Source organism: Ensifer sp. ENS09 (assembly GCF_014852425.1).
Lineage (GTDB): Bacteria > Pseudomonadota > Alphaproteobacteria > Rhizobiales > Rhizobiaceae > Ensifer.
In genome coordinates this window covers 175,226-186,384 of sequence record NZ_JACVBP010000008.1, presented here as the reverse complement: position 1 = coordinate 186,384, position 11,159 = coordinate 175,226, and the positions used below count along the sequence as shown (strand labels likewise).

Here is an 11,159-nt window from a genome sequence, read left to right as displayed (position 1 = left end):
AATGAAGAGAAAAACGTCCCTTACGATGATTTCCGCAACCGCTGCCCTTGTGCTCTTCGGCCTCTCGTTCATGCCCGCAAGGGCCGAGGATAAGTCGCCAGTGGCTGGGCTTCCAGGCGGAGCCTCTTCGTTGCAGGAAAGCTATGGCGACTGGAGCGTCGCCTGCCGGATCATCGATAACACCCGGCAATGCGCTGCATCCCAGCAGCAGATGCAGCAGAGCGGCCAGCGAGTGTTGGCGATCGAAGTCCGCGACGGAAAGGCGGGCGCGCTCGAGGCAACGCTCGTCCTGCCCTTCGGCCTGCTCCTCGATGCTGGGATCACGCTCGCCGTGGACGAGGAGAAGCCGGGCGAAGCGCTCCGCTTCAGCACCTGCATTCCGGCCGGCTGCCTCGTGCCCGCGACCTTCGACGCTGCCATGCTGGAGCGGCTGCGCACCGGCAAGGTGCTGAAGCTGGGCGGCACCAGCGCCGACGGGCAGATGACGCCCCTTTCCGTCTCCCTGAACGGCTTTGCCGCAGCTAGCGACCGATTGAAGGCGCTGATCGCCTCCTGAGGTGCCTGTTGCAAAAATTTCGTGCTTGAAGAGCTTTTGATTGGCTCGCAGACGCGCTCATCGCCGCGCGGATGCTTGGTGCCGATAGGGAGACGATCGATCCGTTCCAGTTTCGTGGTTGCAAACAAGCCGGAGTTCGATCTCTTCGCTCGTTTTCGCCTTCTTGAGAGGCGTGCCCTCGGTGGCCTCGCTTGGCTGTCCGTCATCGGGCATGCAAGCTCTCCAGGAAAGTGACAGGGAGAATGGTCGTTCTCGATCATCGCAACACCCAGGAAACCCTGCCATCAGGTGCTTTGAGACAGTTCAAGGACAGCCGTTCGATCCGCTGCATCTCTGGCAAGTGCCCGAGGAAAACTTGTCCGACACAGGAAAAATGATGAACCTCGTCACCGAGGCCGATCGTTCGAATCCTGGACGCAGCTGCTACTTGCAGTAGACTGTCGCCTTCATGGCGTCATCAGCCGCAGCCTTCGTCCTGTGCGCATCTCCGACCTGCATTTCCATTTTCCCACCGGGCCTCTCTTCGGTCACAGTGCATTTGCAACGCCGGACTGGTGCTGGACATAGTATTCAGTGGCCGCGTATGCGTGCCCGCCAATAAATGTCGGTTATGTCGAACCTGTCGTTTTCGTCGATGTGAGCCGAGGACCAAGCCGTCCAGGAGCGATCAGGCGACGTTTGCGGCGGCCCTCCGTTAGATGCCGATAGACGAAATGGGCGCTCTGTGACGCCAACTCACGGATAATCGCCTGCGGTCGCGTCGAGGATGAGCGGTCCTTCCGCCTCCAGCCGGACACGGCCCCTGCCAACGCGGACGAGGCGTATTGGCGCCTGCTTCTCTTCGAGCCGGCGACGCAACAGCAGCAGGCGTGTTTCGAGATTATCCTTGATCTCTGGCATGCGGGCACCGACCGCAAGCCGCATTTCCCGGTTCGTGAATTCGCTCCTCCCATCGCTCCGATGCCATTCGAGCATCAGGCGCAGCAGGGTGCCGGCTACGCCCTTCACTATGTAAGTACCGTCGACGAACACGCTGTCGTCGAAGCGGTGATGGACGACGCGGACATCTCGCCCGACAGCAATAGGCTCGGGCAGGCGGGCCGCTGGTCTCAACTCGGCGGCTGCCGCTTCCCGTTCGCTGGCTCTGAGGGCGCTGGCAGCCTGTCCCGCCAGAATTTCGAGAGCAGCCTCGTCCTCTTCACGGAAGGCGAGCCGTTCCGGGCTCTCGATGAAGAGCACGCCCAGCACCGTGCCTCCGGCGGTCATAGGAACGGCAATCTGGCTCATAGCCGTTGGCAATTGCGGGAAAGCGATGGTGCGCGTAGCATTTTCAGCCCCTTCCGACTCCAGCGCAATCGCTTCGCCGAACCGGCGCACGCGGCTCATGTCACTGACCTTGATCGTCTGGCCACTCGTTGCCGCAGCGCCGATCAATCCATCGCTGCCGGCGATTTCCGATCCGAGTCCCGAGCGCTCGTAGCCCATGCTGCCGGTTGTGATCAGGCAGCGGCGATGATTGTCGTGCATGAGCACGAGCACATTGACATATCCGAGAACGCGCTGAATGGCGCCGAGCAGGCTATCGATGATCTCGTCAGCTTCGGCCTGTTGCTCGATGGCCTTCATCGCCTCAGAAAGGGCGGGAAGGCTAACGGGTGCGCGGCTGGCCATGGCCGAGGCGGTTTCTGCCGGTGAGGGAACTTTTTCGATTCCGTGCACGCGGAAAATGTCTGCGCTCCTGAGCCGCATGACATCCGACATGCCCACCTGCGCACTGCTTGCCTTGAGTTGACGGGCAATCTTGTCGAACAGCGCGCCGGCGTCGATCGAACGCACGAAACTGATGTCAAGCAAGAACTGGTCGCCGGTAAATCCATCGACGAGGATGAGCGTGACCTTGGGATTAGCGCGCACATTCGCCGCTGTCTTGGCGAAAAACTGGTTCGAAAGCGCCACATGCTCCTCGTCGACCCGCACCACATGCGAGAGATAAGAGATGTTCGGCATGCCGTCGGCCGAGGCGGTGGCGATGATGGAGGGGATGACACCCTCGAAGCAAGCAGAAAGGTCGGAAAGCCGCAGGTTCATTGAGACCTCGCGCCAAAGCGCTCACCCACCAGCATGCCGGCAAGCGGGCCGGGCGTCTGGACGTAGATTTCACTAATAGCGAGCCGTGCGACCCGTGCCTCGCGTGCCGTCAACCATGGTGCGATGAGGCGCCGGGGAACGCCAAGGGATTCGAGTTCGTCAGTCGCTGCAGTCATGAAACAGTCGGCGCGATCAAAGTCGGGTGTCTCCGTCTCCCGCATCGCGGCGAAACCCTTCAGCTGATAGCTGACATAGTCCGAAGGGCTGACGAACGTCGCGGCGATCCGCCCGGTCTGCCGGATGCAGGGCTCGAGCCGCGGCCATTGCCAACCGGAAAAGATGACGTCGATCGTCTCGCTGTCTTTCAGGAGGTGGAAGCCAACGCCCCGCCCCGCCGACGGACGGCCGGTGTTGTCGACCACAGCGATGATGCACATCAGCGGCCGATTAAAAAAATCGTGGAGCCTATCATCTAGTCTCATTGCCATCCCCCATTGCGCATCCTTGGCCTTTTTAGCAAGGTTTTAGGATATTCGGCACGGCTTGCACATTCATTTAGGAACGCCGGTTTTCGCAGCGCGCTACAGATAACGCTGTGCCGGCTGGACGGCCTCGACAACATCATCCGCCACGTATTCGACGGTCCCGATGCCGCCTGAGCGGAAGACATCCTAACCCGCCTCGCATTCCGGGGCGAGGGGACGTCGGCGTCCGGCCGCATTAGCGGAAGCATCGATGACCGATGCGATCCGAACCTGGAGAGAGAGATGAACAAGTTCACCTACGCGGCGGTTTCGCCGCCGGGGCATGGGACGCCAGCGATGGCGTTCGGTAGGCATGTAATCCGCATGATGGCGGCCAATACTGGCGGTTCACTAGGCATGTTCGAGGCCTTTGTGCCAGCGGGCGAAGGCCCACCTCTGCATATGCACGAGCGCGAGGACGAGTTCCTCCGAGTCCTGGCCGGCCGCTTCGGTTTCTGGTGCGCAGGCGACTATGTCGAACTCACGGAAGGCGGCTGTATCGCGCTGCCGCGCGGCGTACCGCACCGCTTCCGCAATGTCGGGAAGACGGAGGGCCGCCTCTTGGTCGTCGTTACACCCGGCGGGTTCGAAAGCTTCTTTCCGATCGTCGAGCTCTGCAAGCCCGAAACGCCCGAGCAGATCGCCTCGGTCGCCAGGGACTTCGGCCTGACCTTCCCACCCGAGGCGGACCGCGAGGTCGCCTGAACTGCCCCAAACACATCACCGGAACCTTAACAACGGTCCATCGAAAGGATACCGAAGGATGACACATTTGCCTTCGAACGAAAACGGAATGACCCTGACAGCCACACAGCTCGAGGCCTATCTGGTCCGGGTCGGATTTGAGCGGCCGCCTCGCCTGGACATCCGCGGCCTGTCGCAGTTGCATCGCGCTCATCTCATGACCTTCACCTGGGAGGCGCTGGACGCCTTCATGGGATGGCCCTCCGAGATTACCCCGGCTGCTGCCTTCGCGAAGATGGTCAGGGGCCGGCGCGGCGGCTGGTGCTACGAGATGAATGGTCTCTTCGGCGCCGCGCTTGCCGGACTCGGCTTTCGCGTGACCCGTCTTTGCGGCGGCGTCGACCGAGAGAAGCTCGGCGACGGCGCCATCGGCAATCATCTGACGCTGCGTGTCGACCTCGATCGTCCTTATCTTGCCGAAGTCGGCGTGGCGGACGCCATCGTCGAGCCGGTGCCGCTCGCCACCGGCCCGATCAGCCAGCGCGGCTTCGACTTCTCGATCATGCAGGCGGACGGCGGTTGGCTGCGCTTCAACAACCATGCACGCGGCATCGCGAAAAGCTTCGATTTCCGGCCCGACCACAGCGACGAAGCGGCGATGGCTGCAACTCACGGCTGGCTCACGCAAGATCCCGGCTCCCCGTTTACCAACGCGCTCGCTGTCCTGCGACACACAACAGACGGCTATGTTGCTCTTCAGAACGACTGTCTGCGCCGTGTGACGGCGAACAGCCTCAGCGAGCAGCGCATCACGAGCGCCGACCATCTAGCCGACACGCTCGAGACCGTATTCGACCTCGACATTCCCCGGCCCGGCCGCGTCTGGGAGCGGCTCCTTGCCGTCGGCCACAACAAGGCCGCCTGAGCCGACATCCGCCTTATTCCACGTCCGAGGAAACATCCATGCTTCGCATTACAGCATCCGCCCTTGCTCTTGTCTTGAGCACGACCCTCGCCCTTGCCGCGGCCCCTGATCCGGCTCCGGGCGGGGCCTACAAGATCGACCCCTCGCATTCGAGTTTCAACTGGTCGTTCAACCATTCCGGTCTCTCGCGCTACACCGCGCGCTTCACCAAAGTCGATGCACGGCTCGACTGGAAGCCGGAGAAGCCGGAGGCGTCCACGCTCTCGGTCACGATTGATCCGCTTTCGGTTCGCACCGACTATCCTTGGCCGGAAAAGGTCGACTTCGATGCAGAAATCGGCGGCGAAGAAACCTTCCTAGCAGCCAAGCCGATCATCTTCGTTTCCAAGACGATCCACGTGACCGGCGAGAAGACCGGCATCGTCGAAGGTCTCCTCACCTTCCGCGGTGAGACGCACCCGGCAGCGCTCGACGTCACTTTCAACGGCTCGATGGCAGAGCACCCTATAATGGGCGTCCCGAAGATCGGCTTCTCGGCGACCGGCAGGATCCGGCGGAGCGAATGGGGATTGGACTTCGCAATCCCAGAACTTGGTGACGTAGTAACCTTCTTCATAGAAACGCAGATGGTGCCCGCTGATTACTCCTTCCAGTGAAAACGGAATAAGATTGCAGGTCCCGCGGGACCTGCGTCTTAAGCCACATTGCCTTGAAGGGATACGAACCGCCGAGCCGGTTATGCTGCCATAGGGAATAGATAGGATGTGGACCTTCGCTCATTGAACCAAAGGCGTCGGCTTGCGTCGTTTCCATTCGCAACCGGCAGAACGACGCAACTTTATCCACTTTTCGCAAGACCCTACGTGGCTCTTCACGCCGAGGGGGTTATAGATTGCAATCATCATCACCTTTCAGCGGACGTTTCGTGGACCAGATACTCGCAATCCGTACATTCGTGCGCGTCGCCGAAGCCGGTTCTTTCGCCAAGGCGGCGGATACGATGAACCTGCCCCGGTCTTCCGTTAGTAAACTAGTGCAGGATCTTGAGGCGCATCTCGGGACAAAGCTTGTGGAGCGCACCACGCGGTCGGTCACGATCACCACCGAGGGCGTTGCCTATCGCGAGCGCGCGGTGAAGCTCCTTGCCGATCTCGATGACATGGACGGCGCTGTCGCCGGTTCTCGCAGTGCACCCAAGGGAAAGCTACGCGTCGACATCGGCTCCGTGCTCGCAAACCAAATCCTCATCCCTGCGCTCTCCGACTTTCAACACCAATATCCCGATATCGACCTCATGCTCGGGGTCAGCGATCGCCCCGCCGACCTTATCAGTGAAGGGATTGATTGTGTCATTCGCGGCGGAGTGCTCAGTGACTCGTCAATGAAGGCACGAAAGCTGTGCGAGCTGGATTACGTCATTTGCGCGTCGCCCAGCTATCTGAATGGCTTTCCGGTGCCGGAGCGGCCTGATGAAATCGAGAAGCATCGGATCGTCAGCTACTTCTCCGCGTCATCTGGAAAACGGTTTCCATTGCGGTTTCAGCGCGGCAAAGAGCGAAGCGAGTATCTTCCGGCCTCCAGTGGCATTTCTGTCAACGAAAGCACCGCGCACTTGAACGCGCTTCTCGCGGGACTGGGGATTGGTCAGAGCTTCGGTTTCCTCGCAAGACCGCATTTCGCGAGCGGTGCGCTGGTCGAACTGCTGGCCGAATGGAAACCGGAAAATCATTCCCTTCATCTAGTCTATCCGGCCGATCGATTTTTAAACCCGCGTCTGCGCGCCTTTACAGAATGGGCAGCGAAGGCATTCGAAGCCGTCGATGCTCGACGTCGACGCAATGAGACGACGGAGACCATCCATACCCATGGATAATGTCTCCATCCCGAGCGGCTTCTCGCCGCCAGCCTGACGAACTAACTTCTCCTCATCGGACGGCGACGAGGCCAACGGCCACCCCCTCCCGAACAGTTTAAAGAACGTCAACAGGCCGCGCATCCGGGCTGAACCCTTTCGCGCGCCCAGCATCAGGAGAGTAAAATGACCAAGAGACTTGAAAACAAGATCGCCGTCGTCACCGGAGCAACCAGTGGTATCGGCCTTTCGACCGCCAAGCTATTCGCCGCCGAGGGCGCGCGCGTCTACATAACCGGTCGCCGCAAGGATGCGCTCGACGAGGCAGTGACCGAGATCGGTGATGGCGCGGTGGGCGTACAGGCCGACTCCTCGAGCAACGCTGATCTCGACAAGCTATTCGCCCAGGTAAAGGCGGAACAGGGCCGCCTTGACATCCTCGTTGTGAACGCAGGTGGCGGCAGCATGCTGCCGCTCGGCCAGATCACCGAGGAGCAGATCGACGACACCTTCGGTCGCAATGTGAAGGCCGTCATCTTCACTGTACAAAAAGCGCTTCCGCTTTTGAGCAAGGGCTCGTCGGTGGTGCTGACCGGTTCGACCGCCGGCACTGAAGGTACAGCTGCCTTCTCCGTCTACTCCGCTTCGAAGGCCGCGGTCCGCAACCTGGCACGCTCCTGGGCGCTTGACCTGAAGGGCACCGGCATCCGCGTCAACGTGGTCTCGCCCGGCGCCACACGCACCCCCGGCCTGGTCGAGCTTGCCGGCGAGGACAAGGAACAGCAGCAGGGCCTGCTCGACTATCTCGCCGCGCGCATCCCGCTCGGCCGCGTCGGCGAATCCGAGGAGATCGCCAAGGCGACCCTATTCCTAGCTTCCGACGATGCAAGCTTCGTCAACGGCGCCGAACTCTTTGCCGACGGCGGCCAGGCCCAGGTCTAACCCGAAACCAGGAGCGGCTAACCGCCGCTCCACCTCTCAAGGAGAGACAGCTATGCGTGCCGCAGTCCGGCGGCGGACTGCTCGCTCAAGGCGGAAGCCTTGTGTCTTACGGCGATCTTTCCGGGCAGCCGATCTCGGTCCCAGCACTTTACTTTTCTACACGCGACATTCGGCTGTCTGGCGTGACGGTCGGGCGGTGGGTGGGCCTTCCCATGAAAATTCGTAAGGTCGATCTCAAGCTGGCTCTCGAACTCGCGGCCAGCAAACCGGAGCTCTTTCCGGTCGAGCAGACGTTCGACCTCGCGGATGTCGGCCAAGCTGTGGCCCTTGTCGAAAAGCCCGGCAAATCCGGCACGGTTCTAATCGCTTCGCGCTAGTCTAGACTAGTAAGGCGCCAAAACTGGAGCGCAAGCCTATGCTCGCCTACAACGCGACGCAGACGGCAGCGCGGCTTCAAGCGGTTGAAGGCAAGCGATTGCACATCCCGGTTTTACTGGCGGTGATGTGTGGGCTAAGACGCGGCGAGATCGCGGCGCTCCGATGGAAGCATATACCATCGTCGAAAGTGTCGAACAGACGGCCGAGGGCGTCAACTACAAAGAACCTAAGTCAGGGAGGAGTAGAGTAGTTGATCTCCCCTCATCTGTTGTAAAGGCGCTAAAGACGCACAGGGCGCGTCAGGCCGACATGTTGCTGGCACTGCTGACAGACGGATGGATGCGGCACCTAGAGGGGCTGGATCTGCCGCGCATTCGCTTCCACGATTTGCGTCATACTCACGAAACGCAGTTGCTGGCCGCCGGCGTTCATCCAAAAATCGCTAGTGAACGTCTTGGACACTCGACGATTGGCATTACCCTCGACCTTTACTCACATGTGATGCCCGGGATGCAGGCCAATGCAGCCGCGCAGATTGACGACATGATAAGTCGTGCCGCGGTTGAAAAAGGTGATGGCAAAGGGTAGCAAAGCGGTAGCAATGCGTGAGCATGCCGGAGTTTCTAGCGGCGAAATAATAATAAAATCAATGACTGGAAGGGAATCATGCCCGGTGGCATGGCCGGACTTCAAATCCGGTTGGGGCAGCGAGCCTGTCCCGGGTGGGTTCGACCCCCACTCCCCTCCGCCAGCACGCGCGGGTTCGAGCTCGGCTCCCGCATGTGCGGACGTTCAGGGATCGCTTCGGCTTCGATACTCGATTGCGCGCCTCGTTCCGGCCGCGCAGCTGCAAAAGCCGCTCGCCGATGCCGGCTACAATCGCGTGGCGCGACCGCCTGCCGACGCGAAAAGCGCAAGCGGGGCTGGGCTAGTTGCCCAACCCCTGCATGGCGAGATCGACCTGCTCAGCTGTTGGGAGCGCCACGTCGACGACGACGCCATCTTCGTCCGGACCGAGCAGCTCGAGGGTTGCTAGCTGGGTGTCGAGCAGGGAAGCAGGGAAGAAATGTCCCGCCCGATGGGAGAGCCGATCGGCCAGCACGGCGCGGTCGCCGTGCACATGCACGAAGCGGACGCGCGGCGCGCCCGTGCGCAGGATATCGCGATAGGACCGCTTCAGGGCCGAGCACCCCACAACCGAGGGACGGCCGGCCGCCTCGTCCTTGGCAATTTCTGCCGCCAGCGCCCGCAACCAAGGTTCGCGATCATTGTCATCAAGCGGAATGCCGGCGGACATCTTGGCAACGTTCTCCGGCGGGTGAAAGCTGTCGCCCTCGACGAAGCGCCAGCCGAGCCTTTCGGCCAGAGCCTCGCCGACAGTGGTTTTCCCGCTGCCGGACACGCCCATCACCACGATATGCTGCAGATCTTCGCTCATAGCAGCCACCATCCGACGAGCGCGAAGCCGAAGCCGATCACCCCGAGCAGGGTTTCCATCACCGTCCAGGTCTTGAGCGTCGTCCGTTCATCCATCTGCAGGAAGCGGCCGACGAGCCAGAAGCCGGAATCGTTCACGTGGCTCAACACTGTCGCGCCGCAGGCAATGGCGATCACGAGGAAGCACAGGTCGAAGGGGCTGAGGCCCGTCGTCGCCGCGACGGTGGGCGCGAGCAGGCCGGCCGTCGTCGTCAATGCCACGGTGGCCGAACCCTGCGCCACGCGCAGGGCCGTGGAGATGAGGAAGGCGGCGACGATCAAGGGCATGCCGATCGCCTCGAGGCTGCCGGCAAGCGCCTGACCGATGCCGCTTGCACGCAGCACGCCACCGAACATGCCGCCGGCTCCGGTGACGAGAATGATGCCGCAGATCGGGCCCAGCGCCCCGTCCATCAGCTTCTCCATGTCCTTGAGCGTGCGCTCGCCGCTGAGGACCCGCATGCCGACGAGCACCGTGATCAGCAGGGCGACGGGCGTCTGCCCGGCCATGCGCAGGATGCTGACCCACAATGCGCCACCGTCGATCATCTTCGCGGCGGCCAGTGTCGAAAGGCCGGTATTGAGGAAGATCAGCACGAGCGGCAGCAGCAGCACCAGCATGACGGTGCCGAAAGACGGAGGCACCTTGTCGCGCGCCGCCTCGCTCGGCGATCCTAGAAGGGTTGGCACCGGCAGTTCGAAGCGCTTGCCCGCCCAGAGCCCGAAGAGGTAACTGCCGAGATACCACGTGGGCAATGCGACGACGAGACCGACGAGCACCAGCAGGCCGATATCCGCCCCCAGCAATTCGCTGGCCGCGACCGGGCCCGGATGGGGCGGGAGAAATGCGTGCATCACCGCGAAAGCGCCCGCCGAAGGCAGCGCATAAAGCAGGACCGAACCGCCGAAGCGGCTCGCGACGCTGAAAATGATCGGTAGCATGACCACGAGGCCGGCGTCGAAGAAGATCGGAAAGCCGAAGAGGAGCGAGGCGATGCCGAGCGCCAAAGGCGCGCGCTCAGGCCCGAACTGGCCGATCAGCCGGTCCGCGAGCACCTGTGCCCCTCCGGAGACCTCCAGCATCCGCCCGATCATCGCGCCGAAGCCGACGAGAAGCGCCACCGAGGCGAGCGTCGAGCCGAACCCCTGCAACAGCGTCGGGACCACATCCTTGAACGAGATGCCGGTCACCAGCGCGGTCAAGAGGCTGACCAGCACCAGGGCGACAAAGGCGTGCAGACGCAACCGGAGGATAAGAAAAAGAAGCAGGCCGACGGCTGCCGCCGCAATCAGCAGCAGCGTCGCGGTTCCATAGACGGGTTCGATCGAAGTCATGTGTCCTCCTTGTTCCGGAAGTGAGGTCAAGGGCCATATAGTCTATGGCCCTTCTCAGCAACCTACCTGAAAGAGGTGGACACAGGAGATACGACCGCATCAATAAGGGCCCGTAGCCGGGCGGTCGCGATCGCCTTCGACAGGCGATCACACCACGTTTGAGGCGCGTCGCATTGCCATAGGCACGGATCGCCACACGCACTCGATCAGACCCCATCGGGCGTGTTAGGTATGCCAACATGGCAGACCTGTCGTGATCAGTTCAACTGAAAGGTAGAATAAATGCGCGCTACAATCCTGTTGGCAATGGTTCTAGCCCTCGCCGGATGCTCCCAGACCGGCGGTGGCGGCTACACTGCTGACTATGAGGCTGGCGACGGCGACTATTATCACGGGATT

12 protein-coding genes and 1 tRNA gene are annotated in these 11,159 nt (G+C 61.7%); 9 read left to right on the top strand and 4 right to left on the bottom strand.

Translation table 11 applies throughout. The features are described from left to right. Position 1: 1 nt before the first annotated feature. Entirely contained in the window at positions 2-556 is a 555-nt protein-coding gene (locus IB267_RS31200; protein ID WP_192451261.1) for an invasion associated locus B family protein, read from the top strand. Positions 557-1,291: 735 nt separating this feature from the next. Here IB267_RS31200 and IB267_RS31195 read toward each other — a convergent pair. Next, positions 1,292-2,644, bottom strand: a complete 1,353-nt coding sequence (locus tag IB267_RS31195) for a GAF domain-containing protein (protein ID WP_192451260.1) — start codon at positions 2,642-2,644, stop codon at positions 1,292-1,294. Continuing rightward, entirely contained in the window at positions 2,641-3,081 is a 441-nt protein-coding gene (locus tag IB267_RS31190; RefSeq protein ID WP_246764795.1) for a pyridoxamine 5'-phosphate oxidase family protein, read from the bottom strand. The genes IB267_RS31195 and IB267_RS31190 overlap by 4 nt, the downstream gene beginning before the upstream one ends. A 330-nt stretch (positions 3,082-3,411) precedes the next feature. Here IB267_RS31190 and IB267_RS31185 point away from each other — a divergent pair, with 330 nt between their 5' ends. The 8 genes from IB267_RS31185 (at position 3,412) to IB267_RS31150 (ending at position 8,700) form a co-directional block, all read left to right on the top strand. Then, a complete protein-coding gene (locus tag IB267_RS31185; protein WP_192451258.1) occupies positions 3,412-3,873 on the top strand; it encodes a cupin domain-containing protein in 462 nt (153 codons plus the stop codon). Between the two features lie 88 nt (positions 3,874-3,961). Beyond that, positions 3,962-4,777, top strand: a complete 816-nt coding sequence (locus IB267_RS31180; RefSeq protein WP_246810902.1) for an arylamine N-acetyltransferase — start codon at positions 3,962-3,964, stop codon at positions 4,775-4,777. Between the two features lie 38 nt (positions 4,778-4,815). Beyond that, positions 4,816-5,433: a YceI family protein gene (locus IB267_RS31175; protein ID WP_192451256.1), complete on the top strand. Its 618-nt coding sequence runs from the start codon at positions 4,816-4,818 to the stop codon at positions 5,431-5,433. Positions 5,434-5,702: 269 nt separating this feature from the next. Next, positions 5,703-6,650, top strand: a complete 948-nt coding sequence (locus IB267_RS31170) for a LysR family transcriptional regulator (RefSeq protein WP_192451255.1) — start codon at positions 5,703-5,705, stop codon at positions 6,648-6,650. Positions 6,651-6,815: 165 nt separating this feature from the next. Next, a complete protein-coding gene (locus IB267_RS31165) occupies positions 6,816-7,571 on the top strand; it encodes an SDR family NAD(P)-dependent oxidoreductase (protein ID WP_192451254.1) in 756 nt (251 codons plus the stop codon). A gap of 56 nt (positions 7,572-7,627) precedes the next feature. After that, entirely contained in the window at positions 7,628-7,948 is a 321-nt protein-coding gene (locus IB267_RS31160) for a hypothetical protein (RefSeq protein ID WP_246810901.1), read from the top strand. A 163-nt stretch (positions 7,949-8,111) separates the two neighbouring features. Then, on the top strand, positions 8,112-8,537 hold the full coding sequence (locus IB267_RS33575) for a site-specific integrase (RefSeq protein WP_246810900.1): 426 nt from the start codon (positions 8,112-8,114) through the stop codon (positions 8,535-8,537). Positions 8,538-8,604: 67 nt separating this feature from the next. Next, positions 8,605-8,700: transfer RNA gene (locus IB267_RS31150), tRNA-Sec, on the top strand. A 177-nt stretch (positions 8,701-8,877) separates the two neighbouring features. Here the strand turns inward: IB267_RS31150 and IB267_RS31145 are convergent. Together IB267_RS31145 and IB267_RS31140 are read right to left on the bottom strand one after the other, a co-directional pair. Next, positions 8,878-9,387, bottom strand: coding sequence for a gluconokinase (locus IB267_RS31145; RefSeq protein ID WP_192451253.1), 510 nt, complete (start codon positions 9,385-9,387; stop codon positions 8,878-8,880). Then, entirely contained in the window at positions 9,384-10,760 is a 1,377-nt protein-coding gene (locus IB267_RS31140; protein WP_192451252.1) for a GntP family permease, read from the bottom strand. The genes IB267_RS31145 and IB267_RS31140 overlap by 4 nt, the downstream gene beginning before the upstream one ends. Between the last annotated feature and the right edge of the window lie 399 nt (positions 10,761-11,159).

Bases quoted from the DNA above. Each gene is read 5' to 3' on its own strand.
- IB267_RS31190 (WP_246764795.1), bottom strand. From the start codon at position 3,081: ATGTGCATCATCGCTGTGGTCGACAACACCGGCCGTCCGTCGGCGGGG.
- IB267_RS31175 (WP_192451256.1), top strand. From the start codon at position 4,816: ATGCTTCGCATTACAGCATCCGCCCTTGCTCTTGTCTTGAGCACGACC.
- IB267_RS31140 (WP_192451252.1), bottom strand. From the start codon at position 10,760: ATGACTTCGATCGAACCCGTCTATGGAACCGCGACGCTGCTGCTGATT.
- IB267_RS31195 (WP_192451260.1), bottom strand. From the start codon at position 2,644: ATGAACCTGCGGCTTTCCGACCTTTCTGCTTGCTTCGAGGGTGTCATC.
- IB267_RS33575 (WP_246810900.1), top strand. From the start codon at position 8,112: ATGGAAGCATATACCATCGTCGAAAGTGTCGAACAGACGGCCGAGGGC.
- IB267_RS31165 (WP_192451254.1), top strand. From the start codon at position 6,816: ATGACCAAGAGACTTGAAAACAAGATCGCCGTCGTCACCGGAGCAACC.
- IB267_RS31185 (WP_192451258.1), top strand. From the start codon at position 3,412: ATGAACAAGTTCACCTACGCGGCGGTTTCGCCGCCGGGGCATGGGACG.
- IB267_RS31200 (WP_192451261.1), top strand. From the start codon at position 2: ATGAAGAGAAAAACGTCCCTTACGATGATTTCCGCAACCGCTGCCCTT.
- IB267_RS31180 (WP_246810902.1), top strand. From the start codon at position 3,962: ATGACCCTGACAGCCACACAGCTCGAGGCCTATCTGGTCCGGGTCGGA.
- IB267_RS31145 (WP_192451253.1), bottom strand. From the start codon at position 9,387: ATGAGCGAAGATCTGCAGCATATCGTGGTGATGGGCGTGTCCGGCAGC.